20 protein-coding genes and 1 tRNA gene are annotated in these 24,246 nt (G+C 54.2%); 7 read left to right on the forward strand and 14 right to left on the reverse strand.

The window, feature by feature from the left end; genetic code table 11:
* Positions 1 to 5: 5 nt before the first annotated feature.
* The 10 genes from lpdA to ACFQPC_RS06315 all read right to left on the reverse strand — a co-directional run bounded on the left by lpdA (position 6) and on the right by ACFQPC_RS06315 (position 11,881).
* Positions 6 to 1,433, reverse strand: coding sequence for a dihydrolipoyl dehydrogenase (gene lpdA / locus ACFQPC_RS06270; RefSeq protein WP_382270871.1), 1,428 nt, complete (start codon positions 1,431 to 1,433; stop codon positions 6 to 8).
* 77 nt (positions 1,434 to 1,510) lie between these two features.
* On the reverse strand, positions 1,511 to 2,782 hold the full coding sequence (odhB, locus tag ACFQPC_RS06275) for a 2-oxoglutarate dehydrogenase complex dihydrolipoyllysine-residue succinyltransferase (RefSeq protein WP_382270873.1): 1,272 nt from the start codon (positions 2,780 to 2,782) through the stop codon (positions 1,511 to 1,513).
* Positions 2,783 to 2,842: 60 nt separating this feature from the next.
* Positions 2,843 to 5,701 carry a 2-oxoglutarate dehydrogenase E1 component gene (locus ACFQPC_RS06280; RefSeq protein ID WP_382270875.1) on the reverse strand — a complete coding sequence of 953 codons (2,859 nt, stop codon included), beginning with the start codon at positions 5,699 to 5,701 and terminating at the stop codon, positions 2,843 to 2,845.
* Positions 5,702 to 5,926: 225 nt separating this feature from the next.
* A complete protein-coding gene (gltA, locus tag ACFQPC_RS06285) occupies positions 5,927 to 7,237 on the reverse strand; it encodes a citrate synthase (protein ID WP_175626746.1) in 1,311 nt (436 codons plus the stop codon).
* Between the two features lie 80 nt (positions 7,238 to 7,317).
* Complete coding sequence (locus tag ACFQPC_RS06290; RefSeq protein WP_382270877.1) at positions 7,318 to 7,587, reverse strand: FAD assembly factor SdhE; 270 nt, start codon at positions 7,585 to 7,587, stop codon at positions 7,318 to 7,320.
* Between the two features lie 93 nt (positions 7,588 to 7,680).
* A complete protein-coding gene (locus ACFQPC_RS06295; protein ID WP_012079365.1) occupies positions 7,681 to 8,391 on the reverse strand; it encodes a succinate dehydrogenase iron-sulfur subunit in 711 nt (236 codons plus the stop codon).
* An 11-nt stretch (positions 8,392 to 8,402) separates the two neighbouring features.
* On the reverse strand, positions 8,403 to 10,181 hold the full coding sequence (gene sdhA, locus ACFQPC_RS06300; RefSeq protein WP_382270879.1) for a succinate dehydrogenase flavoprotein subunit: 1,779 nt from the start codon (positions 10,179 to 10,181) through the stop codon (positions 8,403 to 8,405).
* A 1-nt stretch (position 10,182) separates the two neighbouring features.
* Positions 10,183 to 10,548 carry a succinate dehydrogenase, hydrophobic membrane anchor protein gene (sdhD, locus tag ACFQPC_RS06305; RefSeq protein ID WP_382270881.1) on the reverse strand — a complete coding sequence of 122 codons (366 nt, stop codon included), beginning with the start codon at positions 10,546 to 10,548 and terminating at the stop codon, positions 10,183 to 10,185.
* Positions 10,548 to 10,958: a succinate dehydrogenase, cytochrome b556 subunit gene (gene sdhC / locus ACFQPC_RS06310; protein WP_382270882.1), complete on the reverse strand. Its 411-nt coding sequence runs from the start codon at positions 10,956 to 10,958 to the stop codon at positions 10,548 to 10,550. The genes sdhD and sdhC overlap by 1 nt, the downstream gene beginning before the upstream one ends.
* A gap of 140 nt (positions 10,959 to 11,098) precedes the next feature.
* On the reverse strand, positions 11,099 to 11,881 hold the full coding sequence (locus tag ACFQPC_RS06315) for a GntR family transcriptional regulator (RefSeq protein WP_382270884.1): 783 nt from the start codon (positions 11,879 to 11,881) through the stop codon (positions 11,099 to 11,101).
* 281 nt (positions 11,882 to 12,162) lie between these two features.
* Here ACFQPC_RS06315 and ACFQPC_RS06320 point away from each other — a divergent pair, with 281 nt between their 5' ends.
* From ACFQPC_RS06320 to ACFQPC_RS06340, 5 genes are all read left to right on the forward strand, one after another.
* Positions 12,163 to 13,152, forward strand: coding sequence for a malate dehydrogenase (locus ACFQPC_RS06320; protein ID WP_382270886.1), 990 nt, complete (start codon positions 12,163 to 12,165; stop codon positions 13,150 to 13,152).
* Between the two features lie 70 nt (positions 13,153 to 13,222).
* Positions 13,223 to 14,194 (forward strand): HpcH/HpaI aldolase/citrate lyase family protein, encoded by a 972-nt coding sequence (locus tag ACFQPC_RS06325; protein ID WP_012079359.1) that lies wholly within the window; start codon positions 13,223 to 13,225, stop codon positions 14,192 to 14,194.
* 69 nt (positions 14,195 to 14,263) lie between these two features.
* On the forward strand, positions 14,264 to 14,767 hold the full coding sequence (locus ACFQPC_RS06330; protein WP_382270888.1) for a hypothetical protein: 504 nt from the start codon (positions 14,264 to 14,266) through the stop codon (positions 14,765 to 14,767).
* 129 nt (positions 14,768 to 14,896) lie between these two features.
* Complete coding sequence (acnA, locus tag ACFQPC_RS06335) at positions 14,897 to 17,620, forward strand: aconitate hydratase AcnA (protein WP_382270890.1); 2,724 nt, start codon at positions 14,897 to 14,899, stop codon at positions 17,618 to 17,620.
* A gap of 212 nt (positions 17,621 to 17,832) precedes the next feature.
* Positions 17,833 to 19,083 carry a DUF2863 family protein gene (locus ACFQPC_RS06340; protein ID WP_382270892.1) on the forward strand — a complete coding sequence of 417 codons (1,251 nt, stop codon included), beginning with the start codon at positions 17,833 to 17,835 and terminating at the stop codon, positions 19,081 to 19,083.
* A gap of 19 nt (positions 19,084 to 19,102) precedes the next feature.
* Here the strand turns inward: ACFQPC_RS06340 and ACFQPC_RS06345 are convergent, their stop codons facing one another.
* The 4 genes from ACFQPC_RS06345 to ACFQPC_RS06360 form a co-directional block, all read right to left on the reverse strand.
* Complete coding sequence (locus ACFQPC_RS06345; RefSeq protein ID WP_382270893.1) at positions 19,103 to 19,567, reverse strand: CYTH domain-containing protein; 465 nt, start codon at positions 19,565 to 19,567, stop codon at positions 19,103 to 19,105.
* Positions 19,564 to 20,697, reverse strand: a complete 1,134-nt coding sequence (locus ACFQPC_RS06350; RefSeq protein ID WP_382270894.1) for a M14 family metallopeptidase — start codon at positions 20,695 to 20,697, stop codon at positions 19,564 to 19,566. Before ACFQPC_RS06350 ends, ACFQPC_RS06345 begins: the two co-directional genes overlap by 4 nt.
* Positions 20,698 to 20,734: 37 nt before the next feature.
* Positions 20,735 to 21,199: a nitrate reductase associated protein gene (locus ACFQPC_RS06355; RefSeq protein WP_382270896.1), complete on the reverse strand. Its 465-nt coding sequence runs from the start codon at positions 21,197 to 21,199 to the stop codon at positions 20,735 to 20,737.
* Positions 21,200 to 21,278: 79 nt separating this feature from the next.
* Complete coding sequence (locus ACFQPC_RS06360; protein ID WP_382270898.1) at positions 21,279 to 22,097, reverse strand: extracellular solute-binding protein; 819 nt, start codon at positions 22,095 to 22,097, stop codon at positions 21,279 to 21,281.
* 302 nt (positions 22,098 to 22,399) lie between these two features.
* On the opposite strand from ACFQPC_RS06360, the gene ACFQPC_RS06365 reads away from it, so the two are divergent.
* Together ACFQPC_RS06365 and ACFQPC_RS06370 are read left to right on the forward strand one after the other, a co-directional pair.
* Positions 22,400 to 24,082, forward strand: a complete 1,683-nt coding sequence (locus tag ACFQPC_RS06365; RefSeq protein ID WP_382270900.1) for a methyl-accepting chemotaxis protein — start codon at positions 22,400 to 22,402, stop codon at positions 24,080 to 24,082.
* Positions 24,083 to 24,160: 78 nt separating this feature from the next.
* Positions 24,161 to 24,237: transfer RNA gene (locus tag ACFQPC_RS06370), tRNA-Pro, on the forward strand.
* The last annotated feature ends 9 nt before the right edge of the window (positions 24,238 to 24,246 follow it).

Raw genomic sequence — 24,246 nt, forward strand, 5'->3', positions numbered from 1 at the left:
TACTCCTAAAAGTTCAGGGCCCGGCCATCGACTGCCAGCGCTGCCTCTTTGACAGCTTCCGACAAGGACGGGTGCGCATGGCAGATACGTGCGATATCTTCAGAAGATGCACGGAACTCCATTGCGACCACAGCTTCTGAAATCAGTTCCGAAGCCATCGCACCGATGATGTGTACACCGAGGATTTCATCGGTCTTCGCATCAGCCAGGAATTTCACGAAACCGGTGGTATCACCCAAGGCACGCGCGCGACCGTTGGCAAGGAAAGGGAAAGAGCCTGATTTATAGGCGATTTTCTCCGCTTTCAACTGCTGCTCGGTTTTACCAACCCATGCGATCTCCGGTGAAGTATAAATCACCCACGGAATGGTGTTGAAATTGACATGACCGTGCTGACCGGCGATACGCTCAGCGACTGCCACGCCCTCTTCTTCCGATTTGTGCGCCAGCATCGGTCCGCGTACCACGTCACCGACTGCCCAGACATTCGGCAAGCTGGTTTTGCAATCAGCATCCACCGCGATAAAACCGCGCTCATCCAGCTTCAGGCCAACTGCTTCAGCGTTCAGGCCGATGGTGTTAGGCACGCGGCCGATCGAAACGATCAGCTTGTCGAACACCGCTTTTTGCGCAGCGCCCTTGTCGTCAACGTAATTGACAGTGACGTCATTCTTGCCTGCAGTAATTGCACCGATTTGCACGCCGAGGCTGATCGCCAGGCCTTGCTTGGTGAATTGCTTGAACGCTTCTTTCGCGACTGCATCATCGACTGCACCGAGGAAGGCCGGCAATGCTTCCAGCACTGTCACTTCGGAACCGAGGCGACGCCAGACGCTGCCCATCTCGAGGCCGATCACGCCGGCGCCGATGACACCCAGACGCTTGGGCACCTCGGTGATTTCCAGTGCACCGGTATTCGACAGAATCAGTTTTTCATCGAATGCAGCGCCCGGCAATGCACGCGGATTCGAACCGGTAGCGACCACCACATGCTTGGCAAAAATGTTTTCTTCGGTAGCACCGGCGATCTTGATTTCATGACCGCCATCAGCGGCTTTCACGAAGGAACCGCGACCATGGAAGAAAGTGACTTTATTCTTTTTGAACAGATACAGGATGCCGTCATTGTTTTGCTTTACGACGGTATCCTTGCGCGCCACCATCTTCTTGACGTTCAGCGACAAGCCTTTGACCTCGATCCCGTGATCGGCAAAAGCGTGACCCGCGTGATCGTAATTTTCCGACGACTGCAACATTGCCTTCGATGGAATACAGCCGACATTGGTACAGGTGCCGCCAGGTGCCGGACCGCCTTTTTCATTCTTCCATTCATCGATACAGGCTACTGTAAAACCCAGCTGCGCTGCACGTATCGCTGCCACATAGCCGCCAGGACCGGCGCCGATTACTACTACATCAAAATTCTTCGACATATCTTTACCCCGTTAAAGAAAAAGACACAAAGGCATCCAGATACTCGGGCCCTTGTGTCTTTTTATTTGGTCAAATTTTAGAGGTCCAGCAGCAGGCGCGCAGGATCTTCCAATGCTTCCTTCATCGCTACCAGGCCCAATACCGCTTCGCGACCATCGATGATGCGATGGTCATAGGACATCGCCAGATAGTTCATCGGGCGTATCACGATCTGGCCGTTTTCCACCACTGCACGTTCTTTCGTTGCGTGGATGCCCAGGATCGCCGATTGCGGTGGGTTGATGATAGGTGTCGACAGCATGGAGCCGAAGATACCGCCGTTCGAAATCGAGAATGTACCGCCGGTCAGGTCGTCCAGCGTCAGCTTGCCATCCTTGGCCTTGTTGCCGAACTCACCGATTTTCTTTTCGATTTCGGCAATCGACATTTGATCCGCATCACGCAGGATAGGCACTACCAGGCCGCGTGGCGAACCGACTGCGATACCGATATCGAAATAGCCGTGGTAGACGATGTCATTGCCGTCGACCGATGCATTGATGATCGGGTACTTCTTCAGTGCGGCGACCGCAGCCTTGACGAAGAAGGACATGAAGCCCAGTTTGACGCCATGTTCTTTTTCGAACTTGTCCTTGTACTTGGTACGCAAGTCGATCACCGGCTGCATATTGACTTCATTGAAGGTCGTCAAAATGGCATTACTCGATTGCGATTGCAGCAGGCGTTCCGCGATACGTGCACGCAAGCGGCTCATAGGAACGCGCTCTTCCGGACGATTCGCCAGTGCAGCCGATGGTGCGGCCGGTGCCGCGACTTGTTGCAATGCCGGTTTCGCAGCTGCGGCTGGCGCTGCAGGTGCCGGAGCAGCTGCTGGCTTGGCGAGCTGGTTGATCACATCACCTTTGGTGACACGACCATCCTTGCCGCTGCCTGCAACATCGCTGGTGGACAGGTTGTTTTCCGCCAGCATTTTGGCGGCGGCAGGCATCGCGATACCGCTGGCGCTGTTCGACGCTGCAGCTGGAGCACTCGCTGCCGGTGCCGGCGCACTCGCCGGTGTGGTCGCCGCCAATGGTGCGACTGCGGCAGGAATCGCTACGGCCGACAAATCGGTATCGATCAGTGCGATGACTTCACCCGCAACGACGGTGCTGTTGTCAGCACGCACGATTTGCGTGATCACGCCCGCGTCAGGTGCCGGCAGTTCCAGCACGACTTTATCGGTTTCGATATCGATCAGGTTTTCATCACGGGCGACAGTCTCGCCCACCTTTTTATGCCATTGCAGCAGGGTTGCCTCTGCAACTGATTCCGACAATTGCGGAACTTTTACCTCTAGAATTGCCATTTAACTCTCCGTTTCGGGTTGTTCGTACGGCACCCCAGCATTTGGGATGCCGCAGGGTCTTTATTTGGTTTGTACAAAACCTTTTAGTTTGGCAAAAGCCGCATCTATCAATGCCTTTTGTTGCGCGTAGTGCTTGTCGTAGTAACCGACTGCAGGCGAGGCGCTGGCCGGACGGCCGGCATACGCCAGCTTCTGTCCGTCCGCCATGTTTTCCAGAATATTGTGCTGGATCTGGAACCATGCGCCCTGGTTCTGCGGTTCATCCTGCGTCCATACCAGCTCGGTGAAATTCGGGAATTTCTTAAGCTCGGCCGCGAATGCTTTATGCGGGAACGGATACAGTTGTTCAATACGAATGATCGCGACGTCGCTCTGACCGCGCTCCTTGCGCGCTGCCACCAGGTCGTAATAGACACGACCGGAACAAGCGATGACTCGTTTCACTTTTTTCGCATCGATCTTGTCATCCACTTCACCGATCACGGTCTGGAACGAACCCTTGACCAGGTCAGTCAGTGGTGAGCCCGCATCCTTGTTACGCAACAGCGATTTCGGCGTAAGGATGACCAATGGTTTGCGGAACAAACGGATCATCTGGCGACGCAACAAATGGAAGATCTGCGCCGAGGTAGTCGGCTGCACCACTTGCATATTGTTGTCTGCGCACAGTTGCAGGAAGCGTTCAGGACGTGCGGACGAGTGCTCCGGTCCCTGCCCTTCGTAACCGTGCGGCAGCATCATGACCAGGCCCGATGCGCGGCCCCATTTCACTTCGCCGGAGCTGATGAATTGGTCGATCACGACCTGCGCGCCGTTGACGAAGTCACCGAATTGCGCTTCCCAGATCACCAGCGTATTTGGTTCTGCGGTTGAGTAACCGTATTCGTAGGCCAATACCGCTTCTTCCGACAACACGGAATCGATGACACGGAACCATGCCTGCTGGTCGGAGATGTTTTGCAGTGGCACATAGGTACCGGCATCCCAACGTTCACGGTTTTGATCATGCAAGACCGCGTGGCGATGCACGAAGGTGCCACGACCGGAATCCTGACCCGTCAGGCGCACCGCATAACCGGAGCTGACCAGCGATGCATAAGCCAGATGCTCACCCATACCCCAGTCCAGGTTCATTTCGCCACGGCCCATTGCAGCACGGTCGTTCAATACTTTCTCAACCAGCGGATGCACCTTGAAGTTTTCCGGCAAGGTCGTAATACGCTCGGCCAGGCGCTTCAGTTCCGCCAGCGGTACCGCGGTATCGGCAGCATCAGTCCATTTGCGGTTGAGGAAAGGCATCCAGTCAACTGCATACTTGCTCTTGAAGTTGGAAATCACCGGATCGATCGTATGCTTGCCGGCATCCATCGCATCACGGTATTCCCTGACCATCGCATCACCTTCTTCTGCAGCTATGGTGCCTTGGGTCAGCAATTTGTCGGCGTACAGTTTGCGTGTGCCTGGATGGGCAGCAATCTTTTTGTACATCAAAGGTTGCGTCAATGCCGGCGTATCCTGCTCGTTGTGGCCCAGTTTGCGGTAGCAAACGATATCGACCACGATATCCTTGCGGAATTCGAGGCGGTAGTCGAGTGCCAGTTGCGCGGCAAATACGACTGCTTCCGGATCGTCGCCATTGACGTGGATCACCGGTGCTTCAATCATCTTGGACACGTCTGTGCAATACAGCGTGGAACGCGAATCGCGCGGATCCGAGGTGGTAAAACCGATCTGGTTATTGATGATGATGTGTACGGTACCGCCGGTACCGTAGCCACGGGTCTGCGCCAGGTTCAGCGTTTCCATGATCACACCCTGGCCGGCAAACGCGGCATCGCCGTGGATCAGGATAGGCAATACCTGTTGCGACGGATCGTTCTGGCCGCGACGTTCGATACGGGCACGCACCGAACCTTCAACCACCGGATTGACGATTTCCAGGTGCGACGGGTTAAACGCCAGCGACAGGTGGATAGGACCGCCCGGGGTGCTGATGTCGGATGAAAATCCCTGGTGGTATTTGACGTCGCCGGATGGCAAGTCGTCGCCATGGCGACCTTCGAATTCGGCAAACAATTCCTGCGGCATTTTACCGAGGGTATTGACCAGGACGTTCAGGCGGCCGCGATGGGCCATGCCGATCACGATCTCTTGCACGCCTTTTTCACCACCGCGCTGGATCACTTCATCCAGTGCTGCGATAAAGCTTTCACTGCCTTCCAGCGAGAAGCGTTTTTGGCCGACATATTTGGTATGCAGGTAGCGCTCAAGGCCCTCAGCTGCCGTCAGGCGCTCAAGAATGTGCTTTTTCTTTTCGCTGGAAAAAGTCGGGGTCGAACGTACTGATTCAAAACGTTCCTGCAACCACAGCTTTTGCGCCGGATCGCTGATGTACATGAATTCCGGGCCGATCGAACGGCAATAGGTATCGCGCAAGGCATTCAGCAAGTCGCGCAGCGATGATGTTTCGCTACCGAAATGGGTATTGCTGATATTGAAGACGATATCCATATCCGCATCAGTGAAACCGTAGAAGCTAGGCTCCAGTTGCGGGATAGGCGGACGTTCCTGGCGTTGCAGCGGATCGAGGTTGGCCCAGTTATTACCGAGCACGCGATAAGCGGCAATCAGTTGCGTAACGGCGACGCGTTTGCGTCCCATTTCGACATCTTCGGAAGCGGTAACGGTGCGGATCGGACCATGCTTGGCGCGTTCGGCAAACGAAGCGATGACGGACGCATGTGCGACGTCAGGCTTGGCGGAACCATCGACTGCAGGCACATGCTGCATGGCGTCGAAATATGCGCGCCAGTTGTCTGGTACGGAGCCGGGGTTGTCGAGATATGCTTCGTACAGTTCTTCAACGTACGGTGCATTCCCTCCAAATAGATAAGAATTGGATAGTGATTGTTGCATCATCTTGCTCACCTTTCTTCGCGTTTCGCGAGATTAGCGGGTTATTTAACCTTCCGCGGCACGGCCTGACCGGTTAGCGGATTGCACATCAAGTTGTGGGGAAGGACTCTTTAATCTATAGCGGTAAACTTAACTCAATTATGTGACACCAGAATAACATAAAACAATTTGGCAAAAAGCGAATCTCTTGAGTCGCTTTTTGCCTTTATAGCCTGCCTTACAAGCTGCTTACGGACGCTTTGCCAGGTCTGGCACGTCGCGCTGCTTTTCGCCGATGAACAACTGGCGTGGGCGGCCGATTTTTTGTTCCGGATCCGAAATCATTTCGTTCCATTGGGCAACCCAGCCCACGGTACGCGCCATCGCGAAGATACCGGTGAACAGCGAGACCGGGATACCCAGTGCGGATTGCACGATACCCGAGTAGAAATCGACGTTCGGATACAGTTTGCGCGACACGAAGTATTCGTCTTCCAGCGCCACTTTTTCCAGCGCCATCGCCAGTTTGAACAATGGGTCGTCATGCAGGCCCAATTCTTCCAGCACTTCATGGCAGGTTTCACGCATCAGTTTGGCGCGTGGGTCAAAGTTTTTGTAAACCCGGTGACCGAAGCCCATCAGTTTCACGCCCGAATTCTTGTCTTTCACCTTGGCGATGAATTCAGGAATCTTGTCGACGGTACCGATTTCTTTCAGCATGTTCAATGCCGCTTCATTCGCACCACCGTGGGCAGGACCCCACAGGCATGCGATACCGGCAGCGATACAGGCAAACGGATTGGCGCCGCTCGAACCCGACAGGCGGACAGTCGAAGTCGAAGCATTTTGCTCGTGGTCTGCATGCAGGATCAGGATACGATCCAGCGCGCGTACCAGTACGTCGCTGATTTTGTATTCTTCGCTAGGAGTCGAGAACATCATGTGCATGAAGTTCGCGCTGTACGACAGATCGTTGCGTGGATAGACGAAAGGCTGACCTACCGAGTACTTGTACGACATCGCGACCAGCGTAGGCATCTTCGCGATCAGGCGGATTGCCGACACTTCGCGATGGTGCGCATCAGTGATATCCAGCGAGTCATGGTAGAACGAAGCCAGCGCGCCGACGGTACCAACCAGCACCGACATCGGATGCGCGTCGCGACGGAAGCCGCGGAAGAAGAATTGCATTTGTTCATGCAACATCGTGTGCTTGGTCACGGTGCTGACGAATGTTTTCTTTTGCTCTGCATTCGGCAATTCGCCTTTGAGCAACAGGTAACAGGTTTCGAGGAAGTCACACTTCACCGCCAACTGCTCAATCGGGTAACCGCGATACAGCAGTTCGCCTTTATCGCCATCGATGTAAGTGATGGTCGAATCACACGCTGCGGTAGACATAAAGCCTGGATCGTAGGTGAATTTACCGCTGGCACCGTAGAGTTTGCGGATGTCGATTACGTCGGGGCCTATGGATCCCTTGTAAATCGGCAACTCCACTGATGGCGAACCGTCAGAAAACGACAGTGTGGCTTTGGTGTCAGATTGGGAGTGGGGCATGGCTCTTCCTTCTATATAACGAGGGGGTGAGTCGATTTAAGATTAAATCGCAAAATTAAAAACCGGTCTTACAGCACGCGTCAAACCGCGCGCAATCTTGCCAGCAACGCATGGACATGGGGCACATCGGCCTCACCTTCCGGTTCATTGCGTGCCAATAGCAAATTCAGTAATTCATTGTCAGGCAATTCCAGCAAAATCGAAAAAGCCTCGACCTCTTCATCTGTCAGCGTTTCTTCGTGTTGATCGAGGAAACGCGTCAGCAACAAATCATTTTCCAGCAAACCACGTCGTCCGCGCCAGCGCAGGCGAGCTCGTTTTACCGGATCAGCTTGATGGGTTATGGACATGGATACTCATTCAACCTGTTCAATACTGCTTCCACGTCATCTGCTGGCGTAAGAACCCAGCGCTAAGCACGCCGGGTTTCGTCGAATTGCGCACTATACAGCCCTGCGCACCATCAGTTCCTTGATTTTGCCGATTGCGCGGGTCGGGTTCAGTCCTTTTGGACAAACATCCACGCAATTCATAATTGTATGACATCTGAACAATCTGTATGGATCTTCCAGATTATCCAGGCGTGCACCGGTGGCATGATCACGGCTATCCGCTATGAAACGATAGGCCTGCAACAAACCGGCCGGGCCGACGAATTTATCCGGATTCCACCAGAACGACGGGCACGAAGTCGAGCAACAGGCGCACAGGATACACTCATACAGGCCATCGAGCTCTTCCCGTTCCGCAGGTGTCTGCAAACGTTCCTTCTCAGGCGGGATTGTATCGTTAATCAGGAAAGGCTTGATCGAATCGTATTGTTTAAAGAACTGCGTCATGTCCACGATCAGGTCGCGGATCACCGGCAAGCCGGGCAAAGGACGCAATACGATAGGTTCGGTCAGCTCATTCAAATTGGTGGTGCAAGCCAGGCCGTTCTTGCCGTTGATGTTCATCGCATCCGAACCGCACACACCTTCGCGGCAGGAACGGCGCAAAGCCAGCGAATCATCAACGGTCGCCTTGATGCGCTGCAATGCATCGAGCAGCATCTTGTCATGATCATGCAATTCTACCGTCACGTCCTGCATGTACGGCTTTGCATCCTTGTCAGGATCATAGCGGTAAATCTGTAATCTGAGAGTCCGTGCCATGTTCTGACCTTTTAGAAAGTACGTGGTTTAGGCTTGAAGGTGTCTACCGTCAGCGGTTTGGTCACCACCGGCTTGTAGTCCAGTCGATTGCCTTCGGAATAAAACAGCGAGTGCTTCATCCAGTTTTCATCATCGCGTTTCTCGAAATCACGATGCGCGTGCGCACCACGTGATTCCTTGCGCGCGGCTGCCGAAGTAATCGTCGCCTTGGCAGTTTCAATCAGGTTATCCAGTTCCAGTGCTTCGATACGCGCGGTATTGAAGACGCGGGATTTATCCTCGAATGAAACATGCTTGCGACGCTCATCCAGCTCCATGATTTTCTTGTAGCCGGTTTGCAGCAATTCATCGGTACGGAACACGCCGCAATACTGTTGCATGGTCGAACGGATATCGTTCGCGACGTCCTGCACGCGTTCGCCGCCAGTGCTGTTTTCAAGGTGCGCCAGGCGCGACAAAGCCAAATCTGCGGCATCCGCCGGCAACGGTTTGTGTTCACGTTGTTTCAGATGGCTTTGCACGATGTGGTTACCGGCCGCACGACCGAACACCAGCAAATCGAGCAAGGAGTTGGTACCGAGGCGGTTGGCACCATGCACCGAGACGCAGGCACACTCACCGATCGCATACAGGCCGTTGACCACATGGTTAGGATTGCCGTTTTTCGGCTCTACCACCTGGCCATGGATATTGGTTGGAATACCGCCCATTTGATAATGGATGGTAGGCACGACTGGAATCGGCTCGCGTGTCGCATCAACGTTGGCGAATTTGTGCGCGATTTCCAGGATCGATGGCAGGCGCTTTTGTATGGTTTCTGCGCCGATATGGCGCAGGTCCAGCATCACGTGATCCTTGAGTGGACCGCAACCGCGACCTTCCTTGATTTCCTGGTCCATCGAACGCGACACGAAATCGCGCGGCGCCAAATCTTTCAACGTAGGCGCATAGCGCTCCATGAAACGTTCACCCTGGCTGTTCACCAGGATACCGCCCTCACCGCGCACGCCTTCTGTAATCAGCACACCGGCACCGGCCACGCCGGTCGGGTGGAACTGCCAGAATTCCATGTCTTCGAGTGGGAGGCCGGCACGTGCCGCCATGCCCATACCGTCACCGGTATTGATAAATGCATTGGTCGAAGCCGCCCAGATGCGCCCTGCACCACCAGTCGCAAACAAGGTGGTCTTGGCTTCCAGCATCATGACATCGCCGGTTTCCATTTCCAGTGCGACTACACCAATCACGTCACCATCGGCGTCGCGCATCAGGTCAATCGCCATCCACTCAACAAAGAAATGGGTACGGGCGCGCACATTGCGCTGGTACAACGTATGCAACAGCGCATGGCCGGTACGATCCGCTGCGGCACAAGCACGCTGCACCGGCTTCTCACCAAAATTTGCAGTATGGCCGCCGAACGGACGCTGATAAATCGTACCGTCCGAGTTACGGTCGAAAGGCATGCCGAAGTGTTCCAGTTCGTACACGACTTTCGGTGCTTCCCGACACATGAATTCGATTGCATCCTGATCACCGAGGTAATCCGAACCCTTGACGGTATCGAACATATGCCAATACCAATTATCCTCGGCCATATTGCCGAGCGACGCACCAATCCCGCCTTGAGCGGCGACCGTATGCGAACGGGTCGGGAATACCTTGGACAACACGGCGACATTCAAGCCTGCTTCTGCAAGTTGCAGTGATGCGCGCATGCCTGAACCGCCGGCACCGACGATGATGGCGTCAAAATGACGTGACGGAATGCGGGTTTTGATTGCTGCCACGTTACGCTCTCCAGAGAATTTGCGCCGTCCATCCGGCGCAAGCGACGAGCCACAAAATCGTGGCGACCTGCAATGCGAGGCGTATAGAAACCGGTTTGATGTAATCCATCCAGATGTTACGCATGCCTACCCAGGCGTGATAAAACAAGGACAGGAAAGTGACAAACGTAAACATCTTGAACCACTGCTGCGCGAACAGACCCGCCCAGCCTGCATAACTGAAATCCGTGGCGGTCAGGAATGCGATGAACAGTACCAGCGTGTACAGCACCATCACGATGGCCGTGATGCGCTGCGCCAGCCAGTCCCTTACACCGTAGTGCGCACCAACCACCAGGCGGTGACGTCCGATATTGTCAGTTGGCATCAGAATGCTCCAAATAGTTTGAGGGCGACCAATGCAGTCAAAGGCAGGCTGATGGCGAAGACGATCGTGGCTGATTTCTTGCCGGCGACTTTATCCACGCCGACGTGCACGTCCATCAGCAAATGGCGGATGCCTGCGCAGAAATGGTGCAGGTAAGCCCAGGCCAGTGCGAGGATGATCAGCTTGACAAACCAGTGCGACGCGATGCCCCTGAAATGCTCAAAAGAGATTTCGGACAGTAGGCTCTTGTCCAGCAGGAAGAGGATAAATGGCAATAACAAGAAGATCAGGGCACCACTGGCGCGGTGCAATATCGACTGGATCGCGGCGAGTGGAAAGCGATATCGGAGCAGGTCAGTAATGTTGATATTACGGAACTCTCTCTTGCCGGTTTTGAGTGAATCAGACATGGCATGACTTTCCAAAACGAGATAAACCACTAATTTTCACCGATATTGGTGCGCCACAGCAATACAAATTATTTTTCATCGTTAACTGGCTTGCTTATTTAATAATACGGGCTTGCTGGTTTATTGAATTTGCTGCAACTTTAGTTCAACTCGTTACGATAATGATGATTATTTGTTACGTAGTAAGAACGCCTTACTTCGACCGGTTTATCACCATAAGTAAATGAAACGCGTGTCACGCTGAGCAAGGGTGTATTGAGCGGCAACTGCAATAAATCCGCCGTTACCTGATCCGCCACCACTGCTTTGATATTCTCGACCGCACGTATCATCTGGGTGCCGAACTCGGTCTCCAGCAGCGCGTACATCGGGCCTTTGTACTGCAGTACGCGCTCTACGGACAAGCCTTTGAAGATAGTCCCCGGCAACCACAGTTCTTCCAGAATAGTAGGCGCACCGTCAAAAGATTGCATGCGCTTGAGGAAGACCACCGAATCGCCGGTTTTGATATCCAGCTGGCGTGCAATATCGGCCGGCGCACGCAGGCGCTTGGCATCGATAATGGTGTTGTCGGGATAAAGTGGCTCACCCACATCGGGCTTCAGGCGCAGGAAGCGAAATTGCGCACGCGCCTCATGGTGCGTCGCAACAAATGTACCCTTACCCTGACGCCTGACCACCAGATTTTCGGCGGAAAGCTCATCGATTGCCTTGCGTACCGTGCCCTGGCTCACCTTGAAACGGGTCGCCAGTTCAACTTCGCTTGGAATCAATTCGCCCGGACGCCATTCGCCGGATTGCAGGCTGCGGGTAATCAGCGCCTTGATTTGCTGATACAGCGGACTGAAGGTCGGCGACGGCGTCGCACCACCAGCGGAACCGGCTGCATTATTGTTTGGCAAAGTAGTTGGTGCTGAACTCATAGTATGGATTTCACCACAAAGCCCTCACGCCGTCCAGCAAAACTTGAAAATAACATGTCTTATATAAGACATAAGATATATATTGACAGCAAAACTACCGAAGCCTAAACTCGTGAGCAATGCCGCTTTACACTCTTTTTGCCGACGGAAAATTAAAGTCAATTTATTGAGTTTAAGCGTTTTGACCCCGCTGACTTATCGGGTATTCAACTGTATCATTGCGCCACGCGGAATAAATTCCCAATACCTGACCTCACTCATCACTACCTTGGAGATTCAACATGGCTAAAGCCCCAATGCGTGTCGCCGTTACCGGCGCCGCCGGCCAGATCGGCTATTCCCTTCTGTTCCGCATCGCTAACGGCGATTTGCTGGGTAAAGACCAGCCTGTTATTTTGCAATTGCTGGAAATCGCAGATGAAAAAGCACAAAAAGCGCTGAAAGGCGTGATCATGGAAATCGACGATTGCGCGTTTCCATTGTTGGCAGGTGTCACCGCTCACAGCGATCCGATGACCGCATTCAAGGACGCGGATGTTGCCTTGCTGGTTGGCGCACGTCCACGTGGCCCAGGCATGGAACGTAAAGACCTGCTGGAAGCAAATGCACAGATCTTCACGGTACAAGGCAAAGCGCTGGATGCAGTCGCATCGCGCAACGTCAAAGTCCTGGTGGTCGGCAACCCGGCCAACACCAATGCGTACATCGCCATGAAATCGGCACCTAACCTGCCAGCCAAAAACTTCACCGCCATGCTGCGCCTGGATCACAACCGAGCCCTGTCGCAAATCGCAGCGAAGATCAGCAAACCAGTTACCTCTATCGAAAAACTGACGGTCTGGGGCAATCACTCGCCTACCATGTACCCTGACTACCGTTTCTCAACAGCTGATGGCAAATCGGTGAAAGAAGCGATCAACGACGAAGTCTGGAACAAGGATGTATTCCTGCCTACAGTCGGCAAACGCGGCGCGGCCATCATCGACGCACGCGGTGTCTCGTCGGCAGCTTCGGCAGCCAATGCAGCTATCGACCACGTCCGTGACTGGGTACTCGGCACCAATGGCAAATGGGTCACCATGGGTATCCCTTCGGATGGTTCCTATGGCATTCCGAAAGACACCATTTTCGGCTTCCCTGTCACCGTTGAAAACGGCGAATACAAAATCGTTCAAGGTTTGGAAATCGATGCATTCTCGCAAGAGCGCATCAACCTGACCCTGAAAGAATTGCTCGAAGAACGCGAAGGTGTAAAACATCTTCTAGGCTGATGCTCGCAGCGATGGGCAGGTTCGCCTGCCCATTTCCCTTGTAGCAAATCCTAATCATTACGCACCATACATGCATCCTTCAGAAGTCCTATTTCAAGGCAAATGCCCACCGGTTTCCATACCGGCATGCGATCACTATGCCGGTTCCGAGAAATTGATGCGTAAATCGCTGGCGCTGCAGCAAGAGCTCGGCCCGGTTTTCGATATTACGTTTGACTGTGAAGATGGTGCTGCGCATGGCAATGAAAAAGACCATGCACACCTGCTGGGCACACTCGTGGCCGGCGAAGAAAATCAGTTTGCCCGCATCGGTGCACGCGTGCACGATGTCACGAGCGAATTCTTTGAGCAGGATATAGAAATCATCCTGCAACACGCGGCACAAAAACTCGCTTATCTGGTCGTGCCGAAAGTCGACAGCCTGGCCGATACGGTGAATGCAATTGCACTCGTCAATCGCCACGCGCACAAACAGGGCCGCGAACAACTGCCGGTACATGTCCTGATCGAAACACATGGTGCGCTGGCGGATGTTTTCGCCATCGCAGCCCTGCCGCAAGTCGAATGCCTGTCATTCGGTGTGATGGATTTCGTTTCCGCACATTACGGTGCGATTCCGGGTAATGCAATGCGTAGCCCGGGACAATTCACGCACCCGCTGGTAGCACGAGCCAAGCTGGAAATTGCAGCTGCTTGTCACGCCCACGGCAAGACGCCTTCGCATAATGTCACGACCGAAATCAATGACACCTCGGTCGTCGCCAGTGATGCGCATCGCGCGGCCGCGGAATTCGGTTATACCCGGATGTGGAGCATCCACCCGAACCAGATCAAGCCGATATTGAAATCATTTGCGCCACGCCTGTCGGAAGTCAACGAAGCGGCAGAAATCCTGGCGCAGGCCCACGCTATCCAGTGGGGGCCGATACAACATAATGGCAAGCTGCACGATCGCGCCAGTTATCGCTATTACTGGACTATATTGCAGCGTGCCCAGGCCAGCGGTTTAACGCTGCCTGCAGTCGCACAAACAATTTTATGAATACCCGTTTGTCCTTATCCGATTTAAATATCTGATATGGGCGAGTTAAAAATTATTGGAGATTTTCGAATGAAAAAATTGCTCTGCGCATTCCTTCTGATCGGCATGTCTTCTGCGATCGCCCCGGCTTTTGCACAATCAAGCACCAACACCAAGGACGCGGCTAAAAAATCTGCCACCAAAACAGTCAAGAAAGCACCGGCCAAAGCCGCCGCAGCAGCAACTCCGGCCGCTGCTGCAGCCGCCGCTGACGACGAACAGGAAGATCTGGGTGAAGCCAATATCGAAGGTTCGACCGTAACCCATTACAACTGTGAACTGGGCAACAAGATCACCACCTATAGCAATGCAGGTGACGACAAGTACATGGCGATCCGCTGGCAAAACAAGGTACATCGCCTGGGCCGTATCGGTACCAGCACCGGTGCCAATCGTTTTGAAAACCGTAAAGCCGGCCTGGTCTGGATCAACATCCCTTCCAAAGCCATGTTGCTCGATTCCAAAAAAGGCCAGCAACTGGCAAATGAATGCCGCAATCCGGACCAGGTAAAAGCCCAGGCCGCAAAAAGCTAAGCAGCGAAAGTTAAATCGCAGTTCAAGTATTCATAGCTACAGAAGTAAAACGATGCCGCAAGCCGCCGCCGAAATCTGACGGCATCGGGTATTAAATATCGTATCGGTAATTTGTATTAAGGAGAAATCATGTCGCGCAACACATTGAATACGCTTAAGGAATTCAATATCTCAGGCTCCAGGAAAGGCGAGTTCTATTCCTTGCCGGCTCTGGGCAAAAAACTCGGCGTGAACGTTTCCCGTTTGCCGGTTTCCATCCGTATCGTGCTGGAATCGGTGCTGCGCAATTGTGACGACAAAAAAGTAACCGAAGAACACATCCGCCAACTGGCCAACTGGTCGCCAAATGCGAGCCGTACCGATGAAATTCCTTTCGTCGTTGCGCGCGTCGTGCTGCAGGATTTCACCGGTGTTCCTTTGCTGGCTGATTTGGCCGCCATGCGTGGTGTTGCCGAAAAAATGGGTAAGAACCCAAAGAACATCGAGCCGCTGGTACCGGTCGACCTGGTCGTGGACCACTCGATCCAGATCGATCACTTCCGTCAAAAGAATGCGCTCGACCTGAACATGAAGCTGGAATTCCAGCGCAATAACGAACGCTACCAGTTCATGAAATGGGGCATGCAGGCATTCGACACCTTTGGTGTGGTGCCACCGGGCTTCGGTATCGTGCATCAGGTCAACCTGGAATACCTGGCACGTGGCGTCCATAAGAAAGATTCGGTCTACTACCCTGACACCCTGGTCGGTACCGATTCGCACACCACCATGATCAACGGCATCGGCGTAGTCGGCTGGGGCGTGGGTGGTATCGAAGCGGAAGCCGGCATGCTGGGCCAACCGGTTTACTTCCTGACACCGGACGTCGTCGGTGTGAACCTGACCGGCCAGTTGCGCGAAGGCGTCACGGCGACAGATCTGGTGCTGACCATTACCGAAATGCTGCGCAAGGAAAAAGTCGTCGGCAAGTTCGTCGAATTCTTCGGCGAAGGTACCGAATCGCTGTCGCTGACCGATCGCGCCACCATCGCCAACATGGCACCGGAATACGGCGCAACCATGGGCTTCTTCCCGGTCGATGACGCTACCATTGATTACTTCAAGGGCACCGGCCGCACCAAGGCAGAAATCGATGCGTTTGAAAGCTATTTCAAGGCACAGGGCTTGTACGGCGTTCCAAAATCCGGCGAAATCGATTACACCCACGTGGTCGCACTCGACCTCGGCTCGGTTGCTCCTTCGCTGGCAGGTCCGAAGCGCCCGCAAGACCGTATCGAAATCGGCAACGTCAAACACAACTTCGCAGAACTGTTTGCCAAACCGACTGCAGAAAACGGCTTCAACAAAAAGATTGAAGACCTGGATGCGACCTATACCAACAGCGACGGCGTCAAAGTCAAAAACGGCGACGTGCTGATTGCGGCGATTACTTCATGCACCAACACTTCCAACCCTAGCGTCTTGCTGACCGCCGGTTTGCTGGCGAAGAAAGCGGTTGAAGCCGGTTTGAAAGTATCGCCACATATCAAAACCTCGCTGGCGCCAGGCTCGCGTGTCGTTACCGAATACCTGGAAGCCGCAGGTTTGCTGCCCTACCTGGAAAAACTCGGCTTCGGCGTCACTGCCTACGGTTGCACCACCTGTATCGGTAATGCCGGCGACCTGACACCAGCGATGAATGAAGCGATCGTGCAGCACGATATCGTCGCTTCCGCAGTCCTGTCCGGTAACCGTAACTTTGAAGCGCGTATCCACCCGAACATCCGCTCCAACTTCCTCGCCTCGCCTCCACTGGTCGTCGCTTACGCGATAGCCGGTAACATGACACGTGACCTGATGACAGAACCGGTCGGTCGCGGCAAAGGTGCCGACGGCAAGACACGTGATGTCTACCTGGGCGATATCTGGCCGACCAGCCAGGAAGTGGCCAAGCTGATGAAGTTTGCGATGAATGCGAAGACCTTCAAGGACAACTACGCACAAGTCAAAACCGCACCAGGCAAGCTGTGGGAACAAATCAAGGGCGTGGCTGAAGGCCAGGTCTATGATTGGCCAACCTCGACCTATATCGCTGAACCACCGTTCTTCAATGACTTCGCGATGGAACCGAAAGCGGCGGCAACCGGTATCACCGCAGCACGTGCACTCGGCGTGTTTGGCGATTCGATCACCACCGATCACATCTCGCCTGCAGGCGCGATCAAGGACAGCAGCCCGGCCGGTAAATACCTGAGCGAAAAAGGCGTGATGAAAGCCGATTTCAACTCTTACGGCTCACGTCGCGGCAACCATGAAATCATGATGCGCGGCACCTTTGCCAACGTACGTATCAAGAACCTGATGATCCCGGTCAAACCGGACGGTTCGCGCGTCGAAGGCGGCGTCACCCTGTTCCAGCCTAGCGGCGAACAAATGTCGATCTACGATGCAGCGATGCGCTACGTGGCAGACGGCACACCGACCATGGTCTTCGCTGGTGAAGAATACGGTACCGGTTCGTCGCGTGACTGGGCCGCCAAAGGTACGCAATTGCTGGGCGTCAAGGCAGTGATCGCACGCTCCTACGAACGTATCCACCGCTCCAACCTGGTTGGCATGGGCGTCCTGCCGTTGCAATTCCTCGGCGATGACAGCGTGACCACGCTTGGCATTACCGGCGATGAAACTTTCGACCTCAAAGGCCTGGAAGGTAATTTGCGCCCACAGCAAGAAGTGACGCTGGTCATCCACCGCGCCAATGGCGAAAGCCGTGAAGTGAAAGTATTGTTGCGTATCGATACCCCGATCGAAGTCGATTACTACAAACACGGCGGTATTCTGCCTTTCGTTCTGCGTCAATTGCTGGCCGCTTAAAACCGGCGCACTCCATCCGGCGACGGATGGAAGTAGCAGTTCCCACAAAAAAGCCGCATGCATCTATGCGGCTTTTTTTATGCCTGTTTTTTATATCGGTTTAATCGCAGGCAATAAGAATCTTCAGTCTTTACGCAAACCCGGGCGCAAACGTGCGATGCTTGCGTAATCCACTACAATACATTCACCGCCCTTCTTCAGATTGTCTTTACATGCGTCGTCCAGCCAAAAATACCAGCCTCAAACTATCCGCCGACAGCCAGCGCCTGGCGACGCTCGCCCAAGCGCTTATACAGGCCGCCAGCCGTTTGGAAGAACGCAATTGGGAGCGCCAACTGGATGTCCTGTTGCGCAAATTACTGAAGAATGACCATCAGGACAGCATCGATGCTGCACTGGATCATTTATTCAAGCAGGAATCGGATGCTTACGATGGCTTGATGGAGTGCGTAGAAGCCGCCAGCGAATCCTGCCAGCTCGAACATGAAGGCGTGTTGCACGACGCCTTGCTGGTTGCCATGCCCATCCTCGCCTGGACACGCTTTTCGATTGCATCGGGCCCCATACCGGCCGAGGCAACGGCAACCCTGTCGGCGCATTTCCATGCGCACATACTCGCACCCAACACCAAAATGGTGATGGCATCCGCCCTCTTTTCGATTGATCAGTTGCCACGTACGCATGCGGAAACATTTGCCTTCACGCACCGGATGGCGCAAACGGCATTGAAGGGCATCACGCTCAAACCGCCGACGCAGGCGCCGGAAACGGCACCTTTCCTGGCCGACACCCGTTACTTGCTGGCAGTGGTCACTGCCGCTGCAGGCGAGCCCTTGTTTCGCTGGCAGGTATCGGCAGACCTGAGTGAGCGCGATACCGCACTTACGCAATGGAATACGCAGGCATTACCAAATATTGCGCGCCTGTTACCAGGTTGCGGCATCGAGTTATTGTTACCGGAAGCGTACTTCGTGGCTTGCCGCGAAGGCGACAAGCAAATCCGGCCGGCATCGATACGCGCCGCAGTGCATTACCTGACGCATACCCTGAATGTGGAAGCAAGCGAACTGCAAGCCATCATCGGCAGCTTTGGCGAAGAATCGACCGATGGCCGGGTCGATGAATATCGTATTAGCTTCACACGCGTCAACGATCCTGATGTGCTGTACGGCACGGTATGGCCCTTGTATGGAGAAGAAGACGATGCCGAGCTGCAGTATCGCAACGTGGAAGTACCAAGTGATCCGGTGATATCGGTCGACGTTGAACGCAAATCACCGATAGAGGAAATCCTCGCCTTGCTGGAAGAATGCGGTGTCGTGAATGTGAAGCGTCATCTTGAATGCTTCCCAATGGAATTTTGTGACGATTGCGGCACGCCCTTGTATCCGGACATGAGTGCAGAACTGGTGCATGCGGAAATGCCGGAAGATGCACCGGCCGGATCAACCCACCTGCATTAGACTGCCGGCCGCCGGCGCATTACCAGGCGCTAAATGGATGACGCAACAGGTTGGCGTTGAAGTAACGTGCATCATCGGTCACTTCGACGCCTACCCAATCCGGTTTGGCAAACACTTGGCTCTCGCTTTCCAGCTCTATCTCGGCCACCACCAGACCCTGGTTCTCGCCGAAGAACTCGTCGACTTCCCACACCATGCCTGCATGCACGATGCGGGTACGGGTCTTCTCAATCAATGGCCGTTCACACAAGCCACTCAATAACTCATCGGCTTCGGCGACAGGAATTTCATACTCCCATTCACCACGTGTAATGCCTGTCACCCTCCCCTTGATAGTGAGCGTGGCCGTTTGATCTTCGATACGTACGCGCACCACCCGATCGCGCTGTGACGACAGGTAGCCCTGGCGTATCGCGACTGCTTTCCCCAGTTTTTTCCAGTCCTCGCCCAATACCAGGAATTTGCGCTCTATCTCCACACTCATCGCGCACTCCGTTCCAGGTGATGCAGGATGGCTTGCAGGATTTCCTGTCCCAGTTTGGCACTGCGCGCGCCATTCCAACCGGCCTTGGGCTCCGGCGTATACGCATTGTCCTTGAATGGCATTTCCAGCGTCAGTGATACGCATTTGAAAGTATGCCCGATGTACTTGGATGCCAGCTTCAGCATGTCTGCGCGGTACTTGCCGGCGCTATAACCAAACTCGGTCTGGAAGTCTTCGCTGGCACGCAGGAATTGTTCGATGAAACGTTCTTGCTCTTCCGCCTGTTGTACAGAAAATCCTTCCAGCATTTCACTACCGGCGACGAATACATAAGGCAAAGCTTCATCACCGTGTATGTCGAGGAAAAGATCACAGCCGGTCTCGTGTATCTTGTTCTTCACGTGCCAGACTTCCGGACTGTTTTCCAGTGTAGGTGCCATCCATTCGCGATTCAGGTTGGCCCCTGCCGCATTGGTGCGCAAATTGCCATGGACGGCGCCATCCGGATTCATATTCGGTACGATATAAAACACCGCATGCTTCAGCAGTTTTTGTACCAATGGATGCGTCTGCTCCAGCAAAGCATTGATCATCCCTTCGGCAAACCATTCGGCCATGGTTTCACCCGGATGCTGGCGTGCGATGACCCACACTTTCTTTGCTGCGGCCGGATCGCCTATTACCACCACATTCAGGTCGCGCCCTTCGACCGTATTGCCAAGGTCTTGTACGCGCACGCCTGTCGACATTTGCGCTGTTGCCAGCAAATCCAGATGACGTTCCCACGGATAAGGTTCAAAGTAAGCGTAATAGACGCTGTCATGCTGTGGTGTATGCGCAATCGTCATCACCTTGCCATCGTACGCAGTCGGTACGCGGAACCAGTTCTTCCGGTCGTAACTGGCGACTGCCTGGTAATCCTGCCAGCCATCCGGATAAGTCGCATCCGAGGCATTCAGGATACGCATACTGCAGCGCTCGCCACGCGCGCCCTGCAGGCGGAAATAAAACCATTGTGCGATATCGGCGTTGCTATCCTTGCGTAAGCTGAGCTCTATCGCCTGCGCACTGTCGGCGCGTACCACTTCTATCGCACCGGCATCGAAATTCGTACTGATCTTGAGCGTCATCGCATCATCCTGTTCGTTGACATCTGTCTTAGGTATCTCACACCAGGCCAAACTCTTTCAGGGCCGGCAGTAAATTCGCATTCTTGTGACCCGAGCGCGTCAATTTGACCAATGCAAAACGCTGCAGGTCGCTCAGTGCTGCCCATTGTTCGCTCGTAGGCACCGGCAAAGCCAATTCGGTTAGCCCGTCCTTCACGCTTGGTGGCACGTCGCTAATCTCGCGCCAGGCCGGTGCGCTGTCTATCTCGACCATTTCAATAAGTGCATCCGGATTGTCGGCATGCGGCGCCAGCAAAGCGGCCATACGCTCACGATATGCTTGTTGCTGCTCCGCCGTACCACAAGGCAGCGCAACCAGCTCTTCACGCTCATCACGACTAAGCGTAATCCAGGCAGTAAGGGAAATTTTGATGCCGCATGCATCCAGATTGAAACGCATCACCATCGGAATGCGGCGCAAAGGATAACGCCCATCCTGTTCGAATTCGAAAAGCCCCTGCATGATTAAACAATGCCACTCATAACAAATTTATCTGCCCGCATACATCGCGGGTCGTATCCTGTACCTTGCTGCACCAGTTTCAGCATGGGCCGAAACCGTGCTTCTTCAATATCGCCTGTCCCGCTACAGCAAGTACAAACTGCACAAACCGCTTGCCTTGCTCCGACTCGGCATGCGCCGCAATGCCATATGCACTGCGCACATTCAAATCTTCGGCTATCTCGACCATCTTCAACTGCGGCAAGACCTTGCGCGTCACCACTGCATTCGTGCAATACATGATATATGCATCGGCCCTGTCTTCTTCAAACGCCGTTATATAGGGCAATCGCTCACCTTCCGCAGGGATATGCGCACCTGACAGTTTGATGGCTTGTGCATTCATCGCCGCATAAAAACCTGGCAGCTGTTTGTCTGCATTCCGAAAGAATTGCCAGGTGTAGTCCCCCATCGGGTCGCTTACAGGCGTGGACGTCGCAATACGCACCGCCGGATCCGCCAGCATCGCCAGTAAGTTATCAGCCCGCAGGTCCAGGCCCGGCCGTGCCAGCACACATAAATCATTATGCGTAAACAGCGTCGAAGGTCCGAGCAACTTCTGCTGTGCCAAGGCTTCGGTATGACCGACAGAGGCCGATGCAAATACATCTACCTTCGCGCCGCTTTCTATCTCTTGCCGCAGTTTGCCGGATGGCCCGTACTGTGCATCGAAGACTAGGCCTCCCTGCTCTTGATAGGCACGGATTATTTCATCCATGACAGCGCGCAAACTCCCGGCGGCGAGTAAGCGCGGAGCCTGGGTAGCTGCAGCAATAAGTCGGGTCGCCGGAAAGGTCATGGTTTGCGGATAAAAGACAAACATAGTACCCAGCATTTGCAACATTACCAATATGAGCATGTTTGCATATAGCCGGCACCGGGTATGTTTCTATTTTTACACCATCCTTCAGGTATTCAAATGTGAACTTTGGTTTCGTCCTGCTTTTAGTACCCGCGCATAAGCTGCGCGTAAGCAAGTGTGGGTAATATCAAATCACACCAATAAAACTCAGCTGCATGCCACAGGACAAAGAGCAATAAAACAGGTCCCTTCGTAGCGGCATAGCGGCACCAAAACTTGTTGTTTTCTTATGTTCTGTCTGAGCGTGCCGCCATAAAACAAATCAAGGCGCGCCAGATTATCTGCGTGGAGACCGCGATATGTTCAGGAACAAAAGTTTTTCCCTATGGCTGAAGCAATGCACTCTCTTCTCATGCGCCGTGGCTGTCGGTACGGGACTCGCCTTCGGCATCTGGCACCTCACTGCTGACGCGCTGGCCTTGCCTTGGCTGCTGCTGATTTCGGCGCTGCTCACTGCGTCCCTGCTACAGTTATTGCATCGCGGTAACGGCAAGAATACCGATTTCGTCAATAAGATAGGCGGCGAAATTGACCACATCATGATAGGTGCGGCCGAGACTTCCTACTTTGTGGACTCGATCAAAAACAAGATCGCGCAAGATGTGCAGGCAGCCAATGGCATCGTCGCCGGTTCCGAACAAAACGCCAGCACCACCGAACAAATTGCCGCCAACGCTGAACGCGCATCCAGTATCGCAGCCGAAGTCCGCGCCGAGAGCGTGGCCGGACGCAGCGAAGTCAATCTGGGTCTGGAACAAATCGGCAAGGCACGCGACGATGCACAGACGGCATCCGAAATGATGCGCGTGCTACAGGAAAAATCAAGGCGCATCCATGGCATCACTGAAGTCATCAGTGAAATCGCCGCCCGCACCAACTTGCTGGCACTGAACGCCGCTATCGAAGCCGCACGCGCCGGCGAACACGGTCGCGGCTTTGCCGTAGTCGCCGGTGAAGTGCGACAACTGGCGCAACGTACCAAGGAAGCCACCGATGATATCGGCGCGATGGTGACAGCCATTAATGTTGAAGCCGAACGTGCGGCAGGCGGCATGCATGCGCTCAGCGGCAAGGTCATGGAAGCCTCGCAAAACGTCGAACGCGTGCACGAATTCCTCAGCAATATAGAACGCGCTGCCGGCACCTCCGAAGAAGAGATACAGCAAATCGCACACGCATCACGGGAACACGTGGAAACCACGCACAAGATCGCGGCCGCCATCCTTAAAATCCGTGACGGCATGCTCGCCACCGATACCGAATTGCCGCGCGTTGCCGCCTCTGCGATGGCCTTGTCGGAGCGCGCCGAAATTGTTTACGATGCCATCGCCGAAAGCGGTGCCGCTACCCAGCATGATGAAATACGCATGGTCGCAAGCACTGCAGCGCTGCGCATAGGCAAGGTATTCGAGGAAGCCATCGCGAATGGACGCATCAGCCATGACGCACTATTTGACCGCAATTACCGGCCTGTCCCGAATACCTCGCCGGCGAAACATACGACGCAATTCGATGCCTTTACTGACCGTGTCTTGCCAGAGATACAGGAAGCGATACTGGATGCAATGCCACAACTCGCCTATGCCGGAGCGGTCGATGACAATGGCTACTTCCCCACGCATAACAAGAAATTCTCGAAGCCGCTGACCGGTGACTACGATGTCGACCTGGTGAATAACCGCACCAAGCGCATCTTCACTGATCGCACCGGCAAGCGCTGCGGCAGCAATACCAAGGCCTTCTTACTGCAGACCTATAAGCGCGACACCGGTGAAGTCATGCATGATTTGTCGGTGCCTATCTATGTGAGCGGCAAACACTGGGGTGGCTTCCGTATAGGCTATCGCTCGAGCTCGGCGGAACAACTAGCGCCGGCCCCAACAGCTACGCCATTGCCCAAGGTGAAGCCGCCGCTGCGCGTAGCCGATCGTGCTGCAGCGAAGCGAACGCAGATTGCCCATACTCCTGGCCGCGCCTCTTGACCGCAATTTGTCATGCGTGAATTTCAAATTCCTGCATGACGAAAACACATCACGGCTCTGGTATAATTTTGCCTTCGTCGGGGCGTAGCGCAGCCTGGTAGCGTACTTGCATGGGGTGCAAGGGGTCGAGTGTTCGAATCACTCCGTCCCGACCAAAAAACAAA

The sequence above is a fragment of the Herminiimonas glaciei genome (assembly GCF_042664955.1).
GTDB classification, from domain to species: Bacteria; Pseudomonadota; Gammaproteobacteria; order Burkholderiales; family Burkholderiaceae_D; genus Oxalicibacterium; species Oxalicibacterium glaciei.